Raw genomic sequence first — 20408 nt, 5'->3', positions numbered from 1 at the left:
CCGCTTTCTTTTGCCTACTTTTCTTTGCGGCGGCAAAGAAAAGTAGGTGCCGCCCCGCACAGGGGCGACGCTTGAACGGCAAACACCGTAGCGCGGATGCCAGCGCAAACACGAGCAAACCAAACCAGCCGCGCCACGAAGGCAAAACCCGGATACCAGCGAAAAAACCAAACCAACCGCACCGCGAATGCCAGCGCAATGGCAAAAACCCCCACCACCCTGAATTGACCGAATAAACCGGAACCTCGGCGTTTCCCCACGCCCACAACCCGTCACAATCAACCGCATATCGGCAGCCTTGCACGCCAGGAGAGTGCGATCCATGGACTGGAAAAACCTGCTAATCGAAACACCAGTCTGGCTGATGGCCCGCTTCCATCCGCCACGTTTCGACCCGCGTCGCGACACCCCACGCGAAATCCTCGTGCTACGCCCCAACGATTTCGGCGAACTGCTCACCACCACCCCGCTCTTCGAATCGCTGCGCAAGCAGTTTCCGTCGACGCGCCTGATCGCCGGTATCGGCAGCTGGGGCCGTCCAATCCTGCAGAACAATCCGTATATCGACGAAATCGTCGAACTCGACGCGCCCTGGAACAACAAGATCGTCGCGGACCGGTCGCACAAGAACGTCTTGCGCTTCCTGTGGAAGTCCCCGCAGATCGACGCGCTGCGCGCCCGGGGCGGCTTCGACGTCGCGATCGATGTACTAGGCAGCTATATGGGCGCGCTGCTGATGATGCGGCTCGGCGCCCGATACCGCATCGGCGTGCGCGGCTATCGCGGCGGCTGGAGCGGCTGTCAGGCGCACGTCGTCTACGCGCGACGCAAGGCCGGACGCGCGGCGCTCGCGCAAGGCGAATTGCTCGGCGCGACAGCGTTGCCGGAAGTGCGGCCGCAACTATTTCTGACCACCGACGAACGCGCACGCGCCACGCAACTCTGGATGACAAACCCGCCAGCAGGTCGGCCCACCGTGCGCATCGTCGCTGGCGTCGGCGCCGGCGTGCCCACCAAGGCATGGCCCCCGCGTGAAGTCGGCGCGGCGCTCGCGCAAATCGCCCAGGCGCTGGAACAGCAAGGCCACGCGTGCGAAGTCGTGATCGTCGGCAGCGCGGCGGATCAGGCGCGCGCGGCCGAGGCCATCGCCGTAGCCGGTCCGGGCGTGTCCGTTCGCTCCGTTGCAGGCGAAGTGCCGATGCGCGTCATGTTCGCGCTCGTCGAACAGGCGGACGTCGTGCTGACGAACTCGACGATGCTGATGCACGTGGCGGCTGCGTTCCACCGTCCAACGGTCGCCGTGCTCGGCGGCAGCGTCACGAAACCGGAAGTGCACGACGCGATATGGGGTTATCCGCCGCCCTATGTAAGTGTCACGCCCGAGAAGTCCGTCGACGGTCAGCGGTTGCAGGAATGGCCGGAGGTCGGGCGCGTGGCGCAAGCGGTGTTGCAGTCCGTCGCCACAGTGGACGCGCCGCGCACGAGCCTCGACGCTGCGGCCTGACGGCGCGAGCGCGGTTTCGTCAACGATGCCGCTCAGCGTCGTCCGCGCCGTCACGATGGCCGCAACAAGGCGATCGCGTGACGGACCACGCTGCCCGCAGACCGATCCGCGTTTAGAATCGCCTGCATGAACCAGATCGCCGCCCTGCCGATGTACAACGTCTCGCCCGCGCTCGCCGCTGACTGGCATGCGCTGCTCGTGGACGTGCTGCGCAATGTCGACCCTCGCGCCGTAATCGTCGAACCGGACGACCTGCACGCGTTCTGGCGACGCGCCGACTTGCTGCTGTCGCAGACCTGCGGTTATCCGTACGTGCTCGGGCTGCACGAGCATGTGCAACTAATCGCGACACCACGATTCGATGCGCCCGGCTGCGAGAGTGCGAACTATTCGAGCGTGCTCGTCACGCGTGATGACGCCCAGTTCGATTCGATCGAAGCCTGTCGAGGCGCGCGCGCCGCCTTCAATTCCACCGATTCGAACAGCGGCTATAACGCGTTGCGGCACAGCGTTGCGCCGCATGCGAAGAACGGCAGGTTCTTCGGCGCAACGCTAGAGACGGGATCGCATCTCGGCTCGCTGCGCGCGATTGCCGAAGATCGCGTGGACCTTGCCGCGATCGATTGCGTCACGATGGCCTTCGCGCGCGACGCGTATCCGGAACTGACGGGCAGCTTGCGCGAAATCGGCTACACGCGCTCATCGCCGGGATTGCCGTTGATTGCGTCAACGCATGTCGCGCCTGAACAGGCCGACGCATTGCGCGACGCGCTCGACGAAGCCGTCACAGCGCAACCCGAGCGCGCGCAACGACTCAAGCTCAAAGGCTTTTCGCGCTTGCCGCCCGAAGCATACGAAAGCATCCGTCAAATGGAAAACGAGGCGCGCGTAGCGAACTACGCGCGCCTCGCATGACGCTTCCTCGAAAACCAGCGCCTTATTCGACGTCCAGCACCAACAGCTGCGCACCATCGGTGACCTGATCGCCAACTGCGTACAACACCTCCGCCACCTTGCCCGCCGTGGGCGAGCCGATCGTGTGCTCCATCTTCATCGCTTCCATCACGATCAGCGGCTGCCCTTTCTCCACCACTGCGCCCTGTTCGACCAGCACCGCAATCACCTTGCCCGGCATCGGCGCAGTGAGACGCCCTTCGCCATGTTCGGCATCGGCTGCATGCGCGAGCAGGTTCTGCCATTCGAAGGCGAGCGCGTCGCCGCGGCAGAACACATGGAACGTATCGCCGTCGATAAACACGCGGCCCGTCACATGCGCGTCGCCGATCGTCGCGCCATATTCATGCTGGCCCGCGCCCGTCCACCACTTGAACGGCTCGGTGCGGCCATCGTGCGTGAGGGTCCGCGTATCGCCGTCGCGTGAGAAAACCGCTGTAAACGCAGCCTCTTTCTCGACGTCGCGCCAGTTGAGCGTCTGCGTATAACCGCCGTTCAGGCGCCAGTGCGACAGCGCATCCCACGGCGACGCGCCATGCGCGACACCGCCTTCGCGCGTCAACAGCGCGCCGCATGCGAGTGCCAGCGCTTCGACAAACGGCTTTTTCACAGGTGCGAACAGCGCATCGTGATGACGCTCGATCAACCCCGTATCGAGATCGCCCGTCGAAAACGGCACGCTCGCGACGATACGCTGCAGGAATTCGACGTTCGTATGTGGGCCGACCACCTCACAGCCGCGCAGCGCCTGGCTCATACGCTTCAGCGCTTCTTCACGGCTTGCGCCATGCACGATCAGCTTCGCGATCATCGGATCGTAGAACGGCGTGATCGTATCGCCCTCGCGCACGCCGCTGTCGATACGCACGGGCGCGCGCTCGCCGCCCGCGCCAAGCGAAAACTCCACGCCTTCCGGCATGCGCAGATGCTTCAACGTACCCGTCGACGGCAGGAAGCCGCGCGCCGGATGTTCAGCGTAGATGCGCGCCTCGATCGCATGGCCTTCGATTCTGAGTTGATCCTGCGCGAGCGGCAGCGGCTCGCCCGCCGCGACACGCAACTGCCATTCGACGAGATCGAGTCCCGTCACCATCTCCGTCACAGGATGCTCGACCTGCAGACGCGTGTTCATCTCCATGAAGTAGAACTCGCCGCCTTCCGTCATGATGAACTCGACCGTGCCCGCGCCGACGTAATTCACCGCGCGCGCCGCCGCAACAGCGGCCTCGCCCATCGCGCGCCGCACATGCGGCTGCAAGCCGGGCGCGGGTGCTTCTTCAAGTACTTTCTGGTGACGGCGTTGCACCGAACAGTCGCGGTCGAACAGATAAACGGCACCGCCATGCTTATCGGCGAACACCTGCACTTCAACGTGACGCGGACGCGTCAGATACTTTTCGATCAGCACGCGATCGTTGCCGAAGCTGCTCGCGGCCTCGCGCTTGCACGACGCCAGCGCGGCGTCGAATTCCTCGGTGCGCGTGACCACGCGCATGCCCTTGCCGCCGCCGCCCGCGCTCGCCTTCAGCAGCACGGGATAGCCGATCTCATCGGCCTGGCGATGCAGCAGATCGGCGTTCTGGTCGTCGCCGTGATAGCCCGGCACGAGCGGCACGGCAGCCGAATGCATCAGCGCCTTCGCAGCGGCCTTCGAGCCCATCGCGGCAATCGCTTCGACGGGCGGCCCGATGAACGCGATGCCCGCCTTCTCGCAAGCGTGCGCGAAGTCCTCGTTCTCCGACAAAAAACCGTAGCCGGGGTGCACGGCCTGCGCGCCCGTCGCGATTGCCGCCTCGATGATGCGTTCGACGCGCAGATAGCTTTCCGCCGCCGTCGAGCCGCCGATATGCACGGCTTCGTCGCACGCGGCGACATGCTTCGCGTTCGCGTCGGCGTCGGAATAGACCGCGACGCTCGTGATGCCGAGCCGCTTGCAGGTCGCGGCGACGCGGCAGGCAATTTCGCCCCGGTTCGCAATCAGGATCTTGTTGAACATGAGGTGTCTCGATGGGTGTTGTTCTGTGCCGTGGCGACGTTCAAGCGCGTCTTTTAAACCCGCCACGAAGGCGAGCGCTTCTCAAGAAACGACGCAACGCCTTCGCGCCCTTCCGCGCCCGCGCGCGTTTTCGCAATGCGTGCGGCCGTGTCTTCGATCAACGCCGCGCTGATTTCACGGCCGGCGATATCGTGCACGAGTTGCTTGCACGCCTTCACCGCTTGCGGTCCGTTCGCGCATAACGTAGCCGCGAGTTGCTGCACGGTTTCGTCGAGCCGGTCCGCGCTCACGCATTCGGCGACGAAGCCCAAGCGATGAGCCGTCGCGCAATCGAATGCTTCCGCCGTCATGAAGTAACGGCGCGACGCCTGCTCGCCGAGCGCGCGGATCACGTACGGCGCGATCGTCGCGGGAATCAAGCCGAGGCGCGCTTCGGACAGGCAGAACTTCGCGCTGTCGACGGCGACGACGATATCGCACGCCGAGATCAGGCCCATGCCGCCCGCGTAAGCGTCGCCGTTCACGCGCGCGATCACCGGCTTGTTGCAGCGGTAGATCGACGCGAGCATGTCGGCAAGACGCATTGCGTCGGCGCGGTTCTCATCGTCCGAGTAACCGGCCATCTTCTTCATCCAGTTCAGGTCCGCGCCTGCGCAGAACGCCTTGCCGCTCGCCGCGAGCACGACGGCGCGCACGTCGTCGCGCTCGTTCAGCGCGCGAAATGCCGACGTGACTTCCGCGATCATCGCTTCGTTGAACGCGTTGCGCACGTCCGGGCGATTGAGCGTGACGGTGGCGATCCCGCTCTCGAACGCGACGATCAGGTTGTCGTATTGCATGGCCGAAACTCCTTTCGCTGCGCCGTCGTTACATGCGGAACACGCCGAAGCGTGTGTCTTCGATCGGCGCGTTCATCGCCGCTGACAAGCCGAGGCCCAGCACGTCGCGCGTCTGCGCAGGATCGATCACGCCGTCATCCCACAGACGGGCGCTCGCGTAATACGGATGCCCCTGATGCTCGTATTGCTCGCGGATCGGCTGCTTGAACGCCTCTTCCTGCTCGGCCGTCCACGTGCCGCCCTTCCCTTCGATGCCGTCGCGCTTGACGGTGGCGAGCACGGACGCCGCCTGCTCGCCGCCCATCACCGAGATGCGCGCGTTCGGCCACATCCACAGGAAGCGCGGCGAATACGCGCGGCCGCACATGCCGTAGTTGCCCGCGCCGAACGAGCCACCGATGATCACCGTGAACTTCGGCACCTTCGCGGTCGCCACGGCCGTCACCATCTTCGCGCCGTTGCGCGCGATGCCTTCGTTCTCGTACTTGCGGCCCACCATGAAGCCCGTGATGTTCTGCAGGAACACGAGCGGAATCTTGCGCTGCGCGCACAGTTCGATGAAGTGCGCGCCCTTCAACGCCGACTCGGAAAACAGAATGCCGTTGTTCGCGACGATGCCGACGGGATGCCCCCAGATATGCGCGAAGCCGCATACGAGCGTCGTGCCGTAGCGCGCCTTGAACTCGTCGAACGCGGAATCGTCGACGATACGCGCGATCACTTCACGGATATCGAAGGGCTTGCGCGTATCGACGGGAATCACGCCGTAGATGCTCTTTTCGTCGTAGCGCGGCGGCTTCGGTTCCTGCATCGTGACAGGCACGTCCTTGCGCCGGTTCAGATTGCCGACGATGCTGCGCGCAATCGCCAGCGCGTGCGGGTCGTTTTGCGCGAGATGATCGACGACGCCCGACAGACGCGTGTGCACGTCGCCGCCGCCCAGATCTTCCGCGCTGACCTCTTCGCCCGTCGCCGCTTTGACCAGAGGCGGGCCGCCCAGAAAAATCGTGCCTTGATTCTTGACGATGATCGACTCGTCGCTCATGGCGGGCACATACGCGCCGCCCGCCGTGCACGAGCCCATCACAACGGCGATCTGCGGAATACCTTGCGCCGACAGGTTCGCCTGGTTATAGAAGATGCGGCCGAAGTGATCGCGGTCGGGAAACACCTCGTCCTGATTCGGCAGGTTCGCGCCGCCCGAATCGACGAGATACACGCACGGCAAGCGGTTTTCCTCGGCGATTTCCTGCGCGCGGACGTGCTTCTTCACGGTCACGGGGTAGTAGGTGCCGCCCTTCACCGTCGCGTCGTTGCAGACGATCACGCACTCCTGGCCCGCGATGCGCCCGATGCCCGTAATCACGCCCGCGCCCGGCGCGTCGTCGTGATACATGCCGAACGCCGCGAGTTGCGACAGTTCGAGAAACGGCGTGCCCGGATCGAGCAGTTGCGCGATGCGATCGCGCGGCAGCAGCTTGCCGCGCGACACGTGCTTGTCGCGCGCGGCGGGACCGCCGCCCAGCGCGAGCTTGCTGATCTTCGCCTTCAGGTCTTCGACGAGCGCTTCGAGCGCGGCCGCGTTGGTGCGGAAATCGTCGGAGCGCGGGTTCAGCTTCGATTCGATGATCGGCATGTTGTGTCTCGGCTCGTATTACATCGTTTCCGCGAACAGCTCGCGGCCGATCAGCATGCGGCGGATTTCGCTCGTACCCGCGCCGATTTCATAGAGCTTCGCATCGCGCCACAGACGTCCCACGGGATATTCGTTGATGTAACCATTGCCGCCGAGAATCTGGATCGCCTCGCCCGCCATCCACGTGGCCTTTTCCGCCGTGTAGAGAATCACGCCCGCGCAGTCCTTGCGCACCTGGCGCACATGCGCCGTACCGATGGTATCGAGCTGACGGCCCACCGCGTACAGATACGCGCGGCACGCCTGCAACGTGGTGTACAGATCGGCGACCTTGCCCTGGATCAGCTGGAATTCGCCGATCGACTGACCGAACTGCTTGCGGTCGTGGATGTACGGCACAACAGAATCCATCACCGCCAGCATGATGCCCGTCGGGCCACCCGCGAGCACGGCGCGCTCGTAGTCGAGGCCGCTCATCAGCACCTTCACGCCGCCGTTCAGCTCACCCAGAATGTTCTCTTCCGGCACTTCGACGTTCTCGAACACCAGTTCGCCCGTGTGCGAGCCGCGCATTCCGAGCTTGTCGAGCTTTTGCGCGACGGAAAAGCCCTTCATGCCCTTCTCGACGATAAACGCCGTGATGCCGCGCGGACCGGCTTCGATATCCGTCTTCGCGTAGACGACGAGCGTGTCGCAGTCCGGGCCGTTCGTGATCCACATCTTCGTGCCGTTCAGCACGTAGCGGTCGCCCTTCTTCTCGGCGCGCAGCTTCATGCTGACCACGTCCGAGCCTGCGTTCGGCTCGCTCATCGCCAGGGCGCCGATATGGTCGCCCGACACCAGCTTCGGCAGGTACTTCTCTTTTTGCGCCGCGGTGCCGTTGCGGTGAATCTGGTTCACGCACAGATTCGAGTGCGCGCCGTACGACAGCCCGACGGATGCCGACGCGCGCGAGATTTCCTCCATCGCGACCATGTGCGCGGTGTAGCCCATGTTCGCGCCGCCGTATTCCTCGGAGACCGTCATGCCGAGCACGCCCAGATCGCCGAACTTCTTCCACAGGTCCATCGGGAACTGGTCGGTGCGGTCGATCTCGCCCGCACGCGGCGCGATCTCCTTCGCCGCAAACGACGCGAGGCTGTCGCGCAGCATCTCGATCTCTTCACCAAGCGGGAACTGCAAACCGGGCAAGTTGCTCATGTGTGTCTCCAGGAGTTCGGGGCGGGCGGCTCACGGTGCAGCGCCGCCTCGCATCAGGCAATTTTTCTGAGCCGGACTCAGCCGGCTGGTTCGCCGCGCATTTGGCTTCCATCGTCATTCATACGACATGTGCGACCGCGCGGCAGTACAGAGCGCATTTCACTCCAGATTTACGTAAGCGTCAATCGGTATTTTTGAGTGTCACTCAAAAACCGTGAAGTACACGCTGAACGGCCTGCCAGCGTGGTAGTATCGGCCGCAACGGGGCCTTCCTGCTCCGAAATCTGAACTGGACTCATATGATGGGCGTAGCAAGGGCCGAGGTATCGGGATCGCGCCGCCAGCCGGCGGGCCGCAAGTCGCAGCAACGTGTGAAGGAGATCCTTCAGGCGGGCCGCGACGTCTTTTCCGAAAAGGGCTACGAACGCGCGACGACGGCAGAGATCGCGCAGCGGCTCGGCATTTCCGAGGCCACGGTGTTCAGCTACTTTCGCGGCAAGCGCGAGCTGTGCGCGCGCGTGATCGGCGACTGGTACGACGAGATCATCGAAGCAATCGAGTCGGGCCTGCCGCGCGACGGCAGCATCCGCCAGCAGTTCGCGTTCATCGTGCGCACGCATCTGCGGCTGATGCTGGTCAATGGCACGGGGTTGTGCGCGCTCGTGCTGTCGGAAGGCCGCACCCGTCAGCACGAACTCAGCGAAGAACTGACGGGCTTGCAACGGCGCTATACCGCGCCGCTGATGCGCGTGCTGTCGCACGGCCAGCAGACGGGCCAGATCCGCTCGGACGTGCCGCTGCGCCTGCTGCGCTCGCTCGTCTTCGGCCCGATGGAACACGTGCTGTGGGACGCGACGCTCGGCAATCGCCGCACCGACATCGACGCCACGGCAGACCGCCTGATCGACGTGCTGTGGTCCGCGTTGCAGCCGCCCGACGCGTCGCTCAGCGCGCTCGTGCAGTTCCGCCAGGAAGTGGGCGAAGCGGCGCGCCGCCTGGCCGAAGCGGAAGCCGCGCATCAGCAGAATGCGAAGCAACCGGCGCCCGAACGTATCAATACCGGCGAAGACGCCTGAGCCTCCGCGTAGCACCGAGCGCCCGGCCGGGTGCGCAACTTGCTGACGATGTTGATGCCAGCAACGTAACCCAAGGAGGCCCGGCCATGTCAACCACGCCCAACGAAGGCGAAAATCCGATCCGCCCCGACCAGTCCGACGTCGTGCAGACCGATCTGCCCGATGTCGGTCCGTCGCAGGACCCGGACGCGCCGCCGCTCGATCCCGACGTCAACCCCGATTACGAAGACGACAAGCCCTAGAACAGGCGCCGTTCGTCAACAACATCGAATGACAGGGAGGGAGGATCATCGTGCAACACGTATTCAACAGAACATGCCAGATGGGCGTCGCGAGCTTGCTGGCCGCGCTCATCTCGACAACAGCGCTCGCGCAAGGCTCGCCGCAATCCGTCACCGAACGCCGTACGGAAGTCATGCAGACGGGCAGCGGCTTTCGCGCCTCGAAGCTCGCGGGAACGAGCGTTTATAACCGCGACAAGGACAAGATCGGCACCATCGACGATCTGATCGTCTCGCCGTCCGATCACACCGCGTTCGCGATTCTGTCGGTGGGCGGCTTTCTCGGCATGGGCAAGCACTACGTCGCCGTGCCGTTCAGCGATCTGCAGATCACCGCCAAACAGGTGACGATGCCGGAGGCGACCAAGTCGTCGCTTGAAGCATTGCCCGAGTTCAAGTACGCGCCTGACTGAGCATGGAAACCTTCGACCGCTTCGCATCGAACCTGCGAAGCGGCCATATTCATTCGTCGATCAGCGCGGGAATCTCAGCGACGAGCGCGTCAATCGCGCAACGCACTTTCGACGCCATATAGCGCGTTTGCGGCCACACGACATTGATCTCCTGCGGCGGCAAGCTACAGCGCCCCTTGACCAGCACGAGTTCGCCCGACTTCACGTAACGCGCGAGCAGCCATGACGGAATGCGCGCGAGCCCGAAGCCCGCGATCGCCGCCGCGGCAATCGCCTGCACGTCGTCCATGCTCAGTTGCGGGTTGATCTTCACGCGCTTCACCTGCCCTGCCTCGTCGTGCAAATCCCAAGGCACGAGCGCGCCGCCACGCGCATACACGATGCCGTCACGCCCATCCATCTCGTCGAGCGAGACGGGCATGCCGTACCGCACGAGATACGATGGCGCCGCGCCGATGCTCGTGTACTGCACGCCCAGGCGCCGCGCGGCGAGACTCGTGCTATCGCGCAACTCGCCGATCCGCACGGCGAGATCGAAGCCTTCTTCGACGAGATCGACCATGCGGTCGCTGAACGACATGTCGATCTGCAGCTTCGGATGCCGGCGCGCCAGATTCATCAGCACGGGCGCGACGCACAGTTGCCCGAACGCGAGCGGCAAGCTCACGCGCAGCCGTCCGCGCGGCGCGCGCCGTCCGCCTTCGAGTTCGGCCTCGGCCGCTTCGAGTTCGGCGAGTGCGCGCACGCAACGCTCGTAGTACGCCTGGCCGTCTTCCGTGAGGCTCTGGCTGCGCGTCGTGCGATGGATCAGGCGCACGCCGAGCCGCGTCTCCAGGCGCGCAATCACCTTGCCGACGGCCGAGCGCGTCAGGTTCAGCCGTTCGGCCGCCAGCGCGAAACTTCCCGCCTCGACGACCTGCACAAAGGTCGCCACGCCGTCGAGGCGATCAATCATCGTGCCGCCTGATTGGTTCCATTCTGGCCGCATTCATGGGAATTTTCCTCGTCAATCGGGACTGATGTTCCCGATATATTAGCCGTTCATCTACCGCAACGGGATTCAGCTCATGCAGCCTCTTCGTCCGCGCAAGAACACCCTTGCGCTGCTCGCCGCCTGCCTTTCGTCGTTGATGTTCGGGCTCGAGATTTCCAGTGTCCCCGCGATCCTGCCGGCGCTCGAACATCTGCTGCACGGCGATTTCAAGGACATGCAATGGGTCATGAACGCGTACACGATTGCCTGCACGACTGTCCTGATGGCGACGGGCACGCTCGCGGACCGCTTCGGCCGCAAGCGCGTGTTCGTCGTCAGCATTGCGCTGTTCGGCATTACGTCGCTGCTGTGCGGCCTGGCGTCGAACATGGCCGTACTGATCGCGGGCCGCTTCCTGCAAGGCGCGAGCGGCGGCGCGATGCTGATCTGCCAGGTCGCCGTGCTGTCGCATCAGTTCCAGCAGGGACATGAGCGCGTCAAGGCGTTCGCCGCGTGGGGCATCATCTTCGGCATCGGGCTGGGGTTTGGGCCGATTATCGGCAGCGCGACGGTCGCGCTGACCGGCTGGCAGTGGGTGTTTCTCGTGCACGCGCCGCTGGCGCTCGCGACGATCGCGCTCGCCATCAGCGGCGTAAGCGAATCGCGCGATCCGCATGCGCAGAAGCTCGATATCGCGGGCGTCGTGACCTTGTCGCTCGCCGTGTTCGGCGTCGCCTTCTATATCACCCAGGGCGCGGACTTCGGCTTCGCGAGCCTGCCTGCGCTTGGCATCGTCGCAGCGAGCGCGCTCTGCCTGATCGCGTTCTTCGTCGCCGAGAACATGAGCGCGCATCCGATGTTCGACTTCTCCGTGTTTCGCATCCGCAAGTTTTCGGGCGCGCTGATCGGATCGGCTGCGATGAATTTCAGCTTCTGGCCTTTCATGATCTATCTGCCCGTGTACTTTCATAACGCACTGGGCTATGACGATCTGCACGCGGGACTCGCGCTACTCGCCTATACGCTGCCCACGCTGGTCGTGCCGCCCGTCGCGGAACGTCTCGCGCATCGCTATCAGCCGGGTTTCGTGATTCCCGGCGGGCTCTTCACGATCGGGCTCGGCTTCATGCTGATGCGTATCGGCAGCGGCGCCGAGCACGCCAACTGGATGACGATGCTGCCCGGCTGCGTGATTGCTGGCGTCGGACTCGGCCTCACCAACACGACCGTGACGAACACCACGACGGGCGCTGTGTCGACGGCACGCGCCGGCATGGCCTCGGGCATCGACATGAGCGCGCGGATGATCTCGCTCGCCATCAACATCGCGTTGATGGGGTTCGTGCTGGTGGCGGGCGTCGATGCATCTCTGTCCCGCGCGTGGTCAGGCGCGCAGGACGCCGCGCAGATTCACGCGACAAGCGCTGCCATTGCGGCGGGCCATGTCGTCGCGCTCGACGCCAAGATCGCGCACGATGCGCTCGTGCACGGCTTCGGCTGGGTGATGCTGTATGGAGGCGTGGGCGCGTGGCTGCTCGCGGCGGCGAGCTTCGTAACGTTCGGCGCGATGACGAACCCGACCCGTTCGAAGCTGCAAGAGGCGCGCGCGGCGACATCTACGCAACGCACGGATTGATACAAAAAAAGCGTGAGCGCGGATGACGCGCTCACGCTTTCCAGACGTGCAGATCAGTAATAAGGATACGGCGCGTAAACGGCGCCCGGCGGGGCATAGTAATAAGGACGCGGCGCGTAATAGACGGGGCCCGGCGCGTAGTATGCAGGCGGCGTCGCATAGACGGGCGCGGGCGGCTGCGAGATGGTGTTGCCCTTCGACGTCATGCACTGCGCGTAAGCCGCGTCGTAGCGCGCCTGCAGGCCATAAGCCGAATACGACGCGCCGTTCGCGCCCGCCGCGCCGCCGACCAGCAAGCCGCTGCCCGCGCCGATTGCCGCGCCGGCACCCGGATTGCCCGCTGCCGCGCCGATCAGCGCGCCGACAGCCGCACCGCCCAGCGTGCCGACAGCCGCGCTGCCCACCGCGTTGTTGGTGGCCGCCTGCGATGCACCATTGGCGTCCGTGCTGCGGTACGCGTAGTCGCGGCACGTGTAGTCGTCCTGCTGGAACTGTTCGAGCGGCTCGCCCTTGCGCGGCAGCGCAACCACGCTCGGCCCGCTGGGCGGGATGACGGCACAACCGCCCATTGCGAGCAACACCCCGACGAGGACCGTCGGCATTGCGACCTTTCTTGTGACCTGAGTCTTGTACATGTTCGTCGACCTGCCAATGAAAAATGCCAATGTCCAATAGAAGAACAATAGTCCAATAGACTTAGGATTGAGTTACGAATCCGTTACTGGATATTTCTGCACTTTGACCTGGCGCAACGCGCAAAAAGTAAAAAAGGGTCAGCGGAATTCACCTTGAAATCGCGGCCAGATATGTGCATCATGCACATATGCATAGCGCACACATTGAGGTGACGCGATGACCCGGCGCATGGAAAATCTGCTCGGCGTGCTCGCCCTTCTGGTGACGGACGAACTAAACGCACAACCCAGCATTCCCGCGCTGGCCGGTTCGACCGCGCGCGCAATACTCAATGCAATCGGCCAGTACCCCGACTCGTCGATCGAACTGCTGCGCGATGCCGTCGACCTCTCGCATCCCGCCGCCGTGCGCGCGGTAGCGGGACTCGTCGATGCAGGCCTCGTCGAAAAGAAGGCGGGCAGCGACAAGCGCTCGGTTGCGTTGGCTCTCACGGCTACCGGGCGCCGCGAAGCGAACCGCTTGCGCACCGCGCGCGGGCGCATGCTCGAACGCATCGCCGCGAGGCTCGACGAAAGCGAGCGCGACGTGTTCGAAGGTCTGCTGATCAAGATACTCTGGAACGAAACGCGCGACTCGCCGCACGCGATGCAGCTTTGCCGCTTCTGCGACGACAAGCCATGCCTGAAGGCTGGCTGCCCCGTCGAGTGCCGCGAACAGGGGCTGCCGATGCCGGAGCGGAGCGCATCATGAGCGCCGCCGATATAGACGCGATCCGCTTGAACGCTCCGCCCGTGGGCTGGCGCGCGGTGGCCGCGCTGACGGCTGTCTCGACGCTCTCGCAGATCGGCCAGTTCGGCATCGGCTTCATGGTCTTGCCCGTGTGGCTCGCGCATCAAGGGCTCGATGCACCGCGCGCCGGACTCTTCGCCGCAGCGCAATGGGCGGGCATGTTCGTCGGACTGTGGTTCGCGCCGCGTCTGATCGAACGCATCGGATCGAAGCTGACGGTGACGCTGGGGCTCGCCGCTTCGCTGATAGCGTATGCATCGTTCGGCGCCTTGTCCTGGCCTGCGTGGATATTGCCCGGCATGCTGACGGGACTCGGCATTGGCTTGCGCTGGATCGCGAACGAAACCTGGCTCTACAGTCTCGTGCCCGCCGACAAGAGCGGCAAGGTGGTCGGCGTTCACGAAACCTTGATCGCATCGGCGGGCGTGCTTGCGCCTGCGCTCGCGGTCTACGGGGGCGTGAGCGGCACATTGGTGTTCGTGTCGGGTTCGCTGCTGACGCTCGCTGCCGCTATTCCGTTGTGGCTCACGCGTTCGTCCGCGCCTCAACCTGTATTGGAGCCACAGGTCGCTCGCGGCAAGCGCCTCGAACTGGAGCCGATTGTTTGCCTCGGCCTCGTTACGATTGCCGTCGGCGGCATCGGTGACGGTGCGCTCTACGGGCTCTTTCCGCTCTTCGCCGACAGCCGAGGACTCACGGCCACGCAAACCGCGACGATGCTCGCGTGCTTCGGTATCGGCGGCATGGTGTTGCAATTTCCCGTTGGTTGGCTCGCGGATCGCGCCGGTCTCGCGGCAACGGTGATCGTCTGCGCATTGACCAGCACGGCGGCTATCGTCGCGTTTTCGTTCGCGCCGTCCGCGTCGCTCGCCTATGTCGGAGCCGCGCTGCTGCTCGGCGGCATGAACAGCGCGTACATCACGCTCGGCATGTATGCGGCCGCGTGCAGCGACAAACTCGCGATAACCCGCAACATGCGCGTGCTGTCGCTCGCCTTCACTGCATGCTCGATCGCCGGGCCGCTCTTTGCCGGGTCTGCGATGAAGGCTCTCGGCAACGATCTGTTGATGTGGCAACTCGCGATCATGAGCGGCGCGCTAATGATCTACACGCTCGGCATGCGTGAAGGGCACCGGCAGGCGCGGCAGCGCGCGCCTTCGGTCTCTTCCTGATAACCGTGGGGCGCGCGCCGCGTTTCGCTCAGCGCAAACGCACCAGCGTCGACTTCAGCTCTGTGTACTTTTCGAGAGCATGCAACGACTTGTCGCGGCCATTGCCCGACTGCTTGTAGCCGCCGAACGGGAAGTTCATATCGCCGCCTTCGTCATAGCAATTGACCCACACGGTACCCGCGCGCAGACGCCGCGACACTTCGTGCGCCGTGGTCAGGTTTGCTGTCCACACGGCGGCGGCGAGACCGTAGTCGCTGTCATTGGCGATCTGCACGGCTTCGTCGATCGTATCGAACGTAATCACCGACAGCACCGGCCCGAAGATCTCTTCACGCGCGATCTTCGCATCGGGTTTCGGCACATCGAAAACAGTCGGCTCGATATAGAAGCCGCCGCTTTCCTGCTGCACGCGCGCACCGCCATGCAATAGCTTCGCTTCGGCCCGCCCTGCTTCGATATAACCCAGCACGCGATCGAGCTGCACCTGATCGACGATTGCGCCCATCGACGTCTTCGGGTCCAGCGGATTGCCCGGCGCATAGCTGCGCGCCGCCGCGACCAGCTTGTCGAGGAACACGTCCTTGATGTCGCGATGCACGAGCAGACGCGAACCCGCCGTGCACATTTCGCCCATGTTGTAGAAGATCGCGCCCGCTGCTGTCTTAGCTGCGCGGTCGAGATCGGGGCAATCGGGCAGCACGATATTCGGCGACTTGCCGCCCAGTTCCAGCCACACGCGTTTCAGGTTCGACTGCCCAGCGTATTGCATGATCAGCTTGCCGACATTCGTCGAACCCGTGAACGCGAGGCAATCCACATCGTGATGCAGCGCGAGCAGCTTGCCCGGCTCGCCGCCACCCGGCACCACATTGAACACACCTGCGGGAATGCCCGCTTCATGCGCGAGCTGCGCGACGCGAATCGCCGTCAACGGCGATTTCTCCGAAGGCTTGAGCACGACGCTATTGCCCGCCGCGAGCGCGGGCCCGAATTTCCACGATGCCATCAGGATCGGGAAATTCCACGGCACCACCGCTGCGACGACGCCGAGCGGCTCGCGCGTCACGAGGCCGACCAGATGATGATCGGCGGGCACGACTTCGCCGCCCACTTTGTCGATCGCTTCCGCAAACCATTCGACGCAATACACCGCGCCCGGTACGTCGACGCTGGTCGTGTCGCCGATCGGCTTGCCCGCATCGAGCGTTTCGAGCAACGCGAGTTCGTCGAGATGCTCGCGCATCAGCGCCGCCCATTTGAGCAGCTTCGCTTTACGCTGACGTGGATTGAGGCCGGACCATACGCCTTTATGGAATGCATGCCGCGCGGCGCGCACGGCAGCGTTCACGTCGGCCTCGCCGCAATCGGCTACTTTCACGAGTACCTTGCCGTCGATGGGACTCACGCAGTCGAACGTGCGCCCGCTTTCGGCCTGCCGATACTCGCCGTCGATAAACGCGCGCCCTTCGATTGCGAGCGTCGCTGCCTTTTCCTGCCAGTAAGCCAATGTCGTCTTGTCCATCAGGATGCCTCAATGTTAAGCGTTCTGCGCAGTGCATCCGGCATGCGCGATGCGATGCCGCGCGAAACGCGTTGACGCGAAGCGGTGTGCGAAAAAATCAGAAAGTGGGCGGCGAATTGGCCGACACGACTTCGCACACCTGCTGCGCGCTGGGATTGCGAAAACGATGCGGTAAGCGGCTTTCGAAGTAATAGCTGTCGCCGGGGTCGAGCAGCCACGTCGTACTGTCGACGGTCAATTCGAGTTGACCGCTGACCACGACGCCGCCCTCGTGCCCTGCGTGCTGCAGCATTTCCGGGCCCGTATCCGCGAGCGGCTGATACACCTCGCGCATGATGCCCATATTGCGATCCTTGACACTCGCGCCCGCCAGATAGAACTCGATCTGCTCATTGCCGAGATTCGGCATCTCCGCGCGGCGCGACACCACGGTGCGATCGGCCTCGATTTCAAATGTGAAGAATTCGGCGAGACTCATCGGTATGCATTCGAGCAGCTTCTTCAGCGAGCCGACGGAAGGACTCACGCGGTTCTGCTCGATCAGCGAAATCGTGCCGTTCGTCACGCCCGCCCGTTTCGCCAGCTCCCGCTGCGAAAGACCGTGCTTTTTACGGATGTACTGCAGGCGGGTTGCCACTTCAATTGACATCGACGCACTCATGGAAACGGGTAGTACTTCACGAAAAGCGCAGCATTCGAATAGCACGCGCGTGTGTTGAATATTCTAATCACTTTAAATTGACCGCCTCTGGGGAAAACCCTGAAAGCGAAACGAAATTTTTACGCATCTACAGGCTTCAAAGTTGACTTTATTGTGCACAGATGGCTCAGGGTAAGCCCTCATCAAAGTTTCGTAAAAAGACTTTGACGGCCTTTTTGACTCGTATATCCTGAACTACAGGTCGATGTTTCCTGATTCGATTACTCGCTGCGGCAACCCGATTCATCGCAGAAGCAACGGGTAAAGAATGCGTTACAGGTAACAACCTGACGTCCCGTTTCTTTAAACGTTCGACGCGTTTTCCGAACGGGGCGTTCAATACTTTCAACGTGCCAGTCGAGTGTAATCGTGAGAGTCCGAGGCCCTTTGGTTAGGTGGGATCGTAGTCAGTTCGCGAGGTGTCTTCGCGCTGACAACGCCATCGCCGACGGCAGCAACGGCAGGCTTGCGTTTCGCCGCTTTCTGTCCGTCTTCACGATCCTGTCGCGCCGTTCCGTTCGTCGTCACAACTCTATTTCAGCGCGTGCGTTCATCGCGGTTCGTACCGACGAAGTCGCATCGCTGTTGCCCTAGCGCCTTTCCACCTGTCGCTGTCAGGCCCGCTTGCGGGTCGATGCTTCGCACGCGTTATCGCGCTGCGTCTTCGGTTGCGCTCGTCCCTAAGCCGGACACGCTCCGATGCACGCCTGCGATCGCGCGCATCGGAGCGAACCGGACAGCGTATCTGTTTGCTACGCGCGGCGCGATCCGCTGACGACGCTGCCACGCAAGCACCCTTCCAGTAGCTTTGCGCTCCGCGCATGGTTGCGGAATCGTGCCGCGCGTACGCACACCATGATTTGCCGCGTTCCTGCAGTCAACGACGAATACCAGTTAGTCATGCAAATGAAACCTTTAGTCGGCATCACGGCCGACAGAACGATGATGGGTCTGCATCCGTCGCATGTGGCCGGCGAGAAGTACATCGCGGCCGTGGTCGATGGCGCGCAAGCGCTTGCGATGCTGCTGCCCGCGTTGGGCGACAGACAGGCGCCGGAAGATCTGTTCGCGCATATCGACGGTCTGCTGTTTACGGGCAGCTATTCGAATGTCGAGCCGCATCGTTATGGCGGCCATGCGAGCGCGCCCGGCACCCTGCACGACGCCGCACGCGACGCGACGACGCTGCCGCTGTTGCGCGCCGCAATCGACGCAGGCATCCCCGTGCTCGCTATTTGCCGTGGCTTTCAGGAAATGAATGTCGTATTCGGCGGAACGCTGCATCAAAGCGTTCAAACGGTGGACGGCTATGACGACCACCGCGAGAACAAGGAAGACGACCTCGACGTGCAGTACGGGCCTTCGCATGCGCTGCATCTACTGCAAGGCGGGCTGTTGCAGAAGCTCGCCGGCGGCGCAAGCGAAGTGCGCGTGAATTCACTGCATGGCCAGGGCGTCGAGCGGCTCGGCGACGGCCTCACGGCCGAAGCCCACGCGCCGGACGGATTGATCGAAGCGATCAGCGTGACGCATGCGCGCGCCTTCACGCTGGGTGTGCAATGGCACCCGGAATGGAAACACGCGAGCGACGCGCTATCGACAGCGATCTTCCGTGCGTTCGGCGCGGCGTGCCGCGATCGAATGCGCATGAGGACGGGTTCAGCAGCGGCTGCAAGCGCACATATCTGATCCCCGTTCTGCGCAAAAAACAGAGAGAACGATCATGCATGACATTGACGAGTTTCTGAAGAAGCATCACATCACCGAAATCGAAGCGATCATTCCCGACATGGCAGGGATCGCGCGCGGCAAGATCATTCCGCGCAGCAAGTTCGAATCTGGCGAATCCATGCGCCTGCCGCAAGCCGTGATGATCCAGACGGTGACGGGCGAATATCCCGAGGATGGCTCACTCACGGGTGTCACCGATCCCGACATGGTGTGCGTGCCCGATCCGTCGACGATCCGCATCATTCCGTGGGCCGTCGATCCCACCGCGCAGGTGATTCACGACTGCGTGCATTTCGACGGCACGCCCGTCGCGATCTCGCCGCGCCGCGTGCTGCGCCACGTGCTCGATCTCTACAAGGCCAAGGGCTGGAAGCCCGTCATCGCGCCGGAGCTGGAGTTCTATCTGGTCGACATGAACAAGGACCCCGACCTGCCCTTGCAACCGCCCGTCGGGCGCACGGGCCGTCCCGAAACAGGACGCCAGGCGTATTCGATCGAAGCCGTGAACGAATTCGATCCGCTCTTCGAAGATATCTACGAGTACTGCGACATTCAGGAACTCGAAGTCGACACGCTGATTCACGAAGTCGGCGCCGCGCAGATGGAAATCAACTTCCTGCACGGCGATCCGCTCAAGCTCGCGGACCAGGTATTCCTTTTCAAGCGCACGGTGCGCGAAGCGGCGCTGCGTCACCACATGTACGCGACGTTCATGGCGAAGCCGATGGAGAACGAACCCGGTTCCGCGATGCACGTGCATCAAAGCCTCGTCGATGAAGAAACGGGCCAGAACCTGTTCACGGGCAGCGACGGCAAGCCGACCGATCTTTTCAACCAGTACATCGCCGGCCTGCAGAAGTACACGCCCGCGTTGATGCCGATCTTCGCGCCTTACATCAATTCGTATCGGCGGCTGTCGCGCTTCATGGCTGCGCCGATCAACGTGCAATGGGGTTACGACAACCGCACGGTCGGCTTCCGAATTCCGTATTCGAGCCCGCAGGCGCGCCGCATCGAGAACCGCATTCCGGGCGTGGACTGCAATCCGTACCTCGCGATTGCGGGCACGCTCGCGGCCGGCTATCTCGGCATGACGCAGCGACTCACGCCGACCGAGCCGCTCACCAGCGACGGCTATGAATTGCCGTACCAGTTGCCGCGCAATCTCGAAGAAGGACTCACGTTGATGGGCGCGTGCGAGCCGCTGTCCGAAATCATGGGCGAACAGTTCATCAAGGCGTATCTCGCGCTGAAGGAAACCGAATACCAAGCGTTTTTCCGCGTGATCAGTTCGTGGGAACGCAAGCATTTGCTGCTGCACGTCTGAGTCCGGCGTCATCCGCAAAACAA

20 protein-coding genes are annotated in these 20408 nt (G+C 63.4%); 12 read left to right on the top strand and 8 right to left on the bottom strand.

What is annotated here, in order from left to right; translation table 11 throughout:
- The 3 genes from SB822_RS43120 to SB822_RS43110 all read left to right on the top strand — a co-directional run.
- Positions 1 to 236: hypothetical protein (locus SB822_RS43120; RefSeq protein WP_410857537.1), on the top strand; the 236-nt coding region annotated here is incomplete at its 5' end.
- Positions 237 to 322: 86 nt separating this feature from the next.
- On the top strand, positions 323 to 1504 hold the full coding sequence (locus SB822_RS43115; RefSeq protein WP_410857536.1) for a glycosyltransferase family 9 protein: 1182 nt from the start codon (positions 323 to 325) through the stop codon (positions 1502 to 1504).
- Between the two features lie 126 nt (positions 1505 to 1630).
- Positions 1631 to 2419, top strand: a complete 789-nt coding sequence (locus SB822_RS43110) for a phosphate/phosphite/phosphonate ABC transporter substrate-binding protein (RefSeq protein WP_007743075.1) — start codon at positions 1631 to 1633, stop codon at positions 2417 to 2419.
- A 22-nt stretch (positions 2420 to 2441) separates the two neighbouring features.
- On the opposite strand, the gene SB822_RS43105 is transcribed toward SB822_RS43110, so the two are convergent.
- Genes SB822_RS43105 through SB822_RS43090 form a run of 4 tightly spaced genes read right to left on the bottom strand, consistent with a single transcriptional unit; the run spans position 2442 to position 8129 of the window.
- Positions 2442 to 4454 (bottom strand): acetyl/propionyl/methylcrotonyl-CoA carboxylase subunit alpha, encoded by a 2013-nt coding sequence (locus SB822_RS43105; RefSeq protein WP_410857535.1) that lies wholly within the window; start codon positions 4452 to 4454, stop codon positions 2442 to 2444.
- Between the two features lie 53 nt (positions 4455 to 4507).
- The gene (locus SB822_RS43100) at positions 4508 to 5293 is read right to left on the bottom strand and encodes an enoyl-CoA hydratase/isomerase family protein (RefSeq protein ID WP_007743073.1); all 786 of its coding nucleotides are present in this window, start codon (positions 5291 to 5293) and stop codon (positions 4508 to 4510) included.
- A gap of 28 nt (positions 5294 to 5321) precedes the next feature.
- Entirely contained in the window at positions 5322 to 6929 is a 1608-nt protein-coding gene (locus SB822_RS43095; RefSeq protein WP_007743072.1) for a carboxyl transferase domain-containing protein, read from the bottom strand.
- An 18-nt stretch (positions 6930 to 6947) separates the two neighbouring features.
- Positions 6948 to 8129, bottom strand: coding sequence for an isovaleryl-CoA dehydrogenase (locus SB822_RS43090; RefSeq protein WP_007743071.1), 1182 nt, complete (start codon positions 8127 to 8129; stop codon positions 6948 to 6950).
- A gap of 299 nt (positions 8130 to 8428) precedes the next feature.
- Here SB822_RS43090 and SB822_RS43085 point away from each other — a divergent pair, with 299 nt between their 5' ends.
- The 3 genes from SB822_RS43085 to SB822_RS43075 all read left to right on the top strand — a co-directional run bounded on the left by SB822_RS43085 (position 8429) and on the right by SB822_RS43075 (position 9899).
- The gene (locus SB822_RS43085; RefSeq protein WP_009769699.1) at positions 8429 to 9205 is read left to right on the top strand and encodes a TetR/AcrR family transcriptional regulator; all 777 of its coding nucleotides are present in this window, start codon (positions 8429 to 8431) and stop codon (positions 9203 to 9205) included.
- An 86-nt stretch (positions 9206 to 9291) separates the two neighbouring features.
- Positions 9292 to 9447, top strand: coding sequence for a hypothetical protein (locus SB822_RS43080; protein WP_007743066.1), 156 nt, complete (start codon positions 9292 to 9294; stop codon positions 9445 to 9447).
- A gap of 80 nt (positions 9448 to 9527) precedes the next feature.
- Positions 9528 to 9899, top strand: coding sequence for a PRC-barrel domain-containing protein (locus SB822_RS43075; RefSeq protein WP_035538619.1), 372 nt, complete (start codon positions 9528 to 9530; stop codon positions 9897 to 9899).
- Positions 9900 to 9948: 49 nt separating this feature from the next.
- On the opposite strand, the gene SB822_RS43070 is transcribed toward SB822_RS43075, so the two are convergent.
- Positions 9949 to 10854, bottom strand: a complete 906-nt coding sequence (locus SB822_RS43070) for a LysR family transcriptional regulator (RefSeq protein ID WP_007743063.1) — start codon at positions 10852 to 10854, stop codon at positions 9949 to 9951.
- A 112-nt stretch (positions 10855 to 10966) separates the two neighbouring features.
- Here SB822_RS43070 and SB822_RS43065 point away from each other — a divergent pair, with 112 nt between their 5' ends.
- Positions 10967 to 12508: an MFS transporter gene (locus SB822_RS43065; protein WP_410857534.1), complete on the top strand. Its 1542-nt coding sequence runs from the start codon at positions 10967 to 10969 to the stop codon at positions 12506 to 12508.
- A gap of 53 nt (positions 12509 to 12561) precedes the next feature.
- Here the strand turns inward: SB822_RS43065 and SB822_RS43060 are convergent, their stop codons facing one another.
- Entirely contained in the window at positions 12562 to 13110 is a 549-nt protein-coding gene (locus SB822_RS43060; protein WP_009769703.1) for a YMGG-like glycine zipper-containing protein, read from the bottom strand.
- 250 nt (positions 13111 to 13360) lie between these two features.
- Between SB822_RS43060 and SB822_RS43055 the strand changes: the two genes are divergently transcribed.
- Positions 13361 to 13894 carry a MarR family winged helix-turn-helix transcriptional regulator gene (locus tag SB822_RS43055; protein WP_007743056.1) on the top strand — a complete coding sequence of 178 codons (534 nt, stop codon included), beginning with the start codon at positions 13361 to 13363 and terminating at the stop codon, positions 13892 to 13894.
- The gene (locus SB822_RS43050) at positions 13891 to 15105 is read left to right on the top strand and encodes an MFS transporter (RefSeq protein ID WP_410857533.1); all 1215 of its coding nucleotides are present in this window, start codon (positions 13891 to 13893) and stop codon (positions 15103 to 15105) included. The genes SB822_RS43055 and SB822_RS43050 overlap by 4 nt, the downstream gene beginning before the upstream one ends.
- Positions 15106 to 15133: 28 nt before the next feature.
- On the opposite strand, the gene SB822_RS43045 is transcribed toward SB822_RS43050, so the two are convergent.
- Together SB822_RS43045 and SB822_RS43040 are read right to left on the bottom strand one after the other, a co-directional pair.
- Complete coding sequence (locus SB822_RS43045; RefSeq protein WP_079501790.1) at positions 15134 to 16627, bottom strand: aldehyde dehydrogenase; 1494 nt, start codon at positions 16625 to 16627, stop codon at positions 15134 to 15136.
- A 97-nt stretch (positions 16628 to 16724) separates the two neighbouring features.
- Entirely contained in the window at positions 16725 to 17276 is a 552-nt protein-coding gene (locus SB822_RS43040) for a cupin domain-containing protein (RefSeq protein ID WP_007743050.1), read from the bottom strand.
- A gap of 420 nt (positions 17277 to 17696) precedes the next feature.
- On the opposite strand from SB822_RS43040, the gene SB822_RS43035 reads away from it, so the two are divergent.
- The 3 genes from SB822_RS43035 (at position 17697) to SB822_RS43025 (ending at position 20385) form a co-directional block, all read left to right on the top strand.
- Entirely contained in the window at positions 17697 to 17921 is a 225-nt protein-coding gene (locus tag SB822_RS43035; protein WP_410857532.1) for a hypothetical protein, read from the top strand.
- A 306-nt stretch (positions 17922 to 18227) separates the two neighbouring features.
- The gene (locus SB822_RS43030; RefSeq protein WP_176133820.1) at positions 18228 to 19016 is read left to right on the top strand and encodes a gamma-glutamyl-gamma-aminobutyrate hydrolase family protein; all 789 of its coding nucleotides are present in this window, start codon (positions 18228 to 18230) and stop codon (positions 19014 to 19016) included.
- 34 nt (positions 19017 to 19050) lie between these two features.
- Entirely contained in the window at positions 19051 to 20385 is a 1335-nt protein-coding gene (locus tag SB822_RS43025; protein ID WP_007743046.1) for a glutamine synthetase family protein, read from the top strand.
- Positions 20386 to 20408 lie beyond the last annotated feature (23 nt).

Origin of the sequence: Paraburkholderia sp. SIMBA_054, from assembly GCF_046534875.1 — a bacterium.
Taxonomy (GTDB): domain Bacteria; phylum Pseudomonadota; class Gammaproteobacteria; order Burkholderiales; family Burkholderiaceae; genus Paraburkholderia; species Paraburkholderia hospita.
Note: the sequence above shows the minus strand (reverse complement) of the source record. Positions and strands in the feature narration are given on the sequence as shown.

Coding starts and splice junctions, on each gene's coding strand:
- SB822_RS43115 (WP_410857536.1), top strand. CDS start 323: ATGGACTGGAAAAACCTGCTAATCGAAACACCAGTCTGGCTGATGGCC.
- SB822_RS43110 (WP_007743075.1), top strand. CDS start 1,631: ATGAACCAGATCGCCGCCCTGCCGATGTACAACGTCTCGCCCGCGCTC.
- SB822_RS43105 (WP_410857535.1), bottom strand. CDS start 4,454: ATGTTCAACAAGATCCTGATTGCGAACCGGGGCGAAATTGCCTGCCGC.
- SB822_RS43100 (WP_007743073.1), bottom strand. CDS start 5,293: ATGCAATACGACAACCTGATCGTCGCGTTCGAGAGCGGGATCGCCACC.
- SB822_RS43095 (WP_007743072.1), bottom strand. CDS start 6,929: ATGCCGATCATCGAATCGAAGCTGAACCCGCGCTCCGACGATTTCCGC.
- SB822_RS43090 (WP_007743071.1), bottom strand. CDS start 8,129: ATGAGCAACTTGCCCGGTTTGCAGTTCCCGCTTGGTGAAGAGATCGAG.
- SB822_RS43085 (WP_009769699.1), top strand. CDS start 8,429: ATGATGGGCGTAGCAAGGGCCGAGGTATCGGGATCGCGCCGCCAGCCG.
- SB822_RS43080 (WP_007743066.1), top strand. CDS start 9,292: ATGTCAACCACGCCCAACGAAGGCGAAAATCCGATCCGCCCCGACCAG.
- SB822_RS43075 (WP_035538619.1), top strand. CDS start 9,528: ATGGGCGTCGCGAGCTTGCTGGCCGCGCTCATCTCGACAACAGCGCTC.
- SB822_RS43070 (WP_007743063.1), bottom strand. CDS start 10,854: ATGATTGATCGCCTCGACGGCGTGGCGACCTTTGTGCAGGTCGTCGAG.
- SB822_RS43065 (WP_410857534.1), top strand. CDS start 10,967: ATGCAGCCTCTTCGTCCGCGCAAGAACACCCTTGCGCTGCTCGCCGCC.
- SB822_RS43060 (WP_009769703.1), bottom strand. CDS start 13,110: ATGCCGACGGTCCTCGTCGGGGTGTTGCTCGCAATGGGCGGTTGTGCC.
- SB822_RS43055 (WP_007743056.1), top strand. CDS start 13,361: ATGACCCGGCGCATGGAAAATCTGCTCGGCGTGCTCGCCCTTCTGGTG.
- SB822_RS43050 (WP_410857533.1), top strand. CDS start 13,891: ATGAGCGCCGCCGATATAGACGCGATCCGCTTGAACGCTCCGCCCGTG.
- SB822_RS43045 (WP_079501790.1), bottom strand. CDS start 16,627: ATGGACAAGACGACATTGGCTTACTGGCAGGAAAAGGCAGCGACGCTC.
- SB822_RS43040 (WP_007743050.1), bottom strand. CDS start 17,276: ATGTCAATTGAAGTGGCAACCCGCCTGCAGTACATCCGTAAAAAGCAC.
- SB822_RS43030 (WP_176133820.1), top strand. CDS start 18,228: ATGCAAATGAAACCTTTAGTCGGCATCACGGCCGACAGAACGATGATG.
- SB822_RS43025 (WP_007743046.1), top strand. CDS start 19,051: ATGCATGACATTGACGAGTTTCTGAAGAAGCATCACATCACCGAAATC.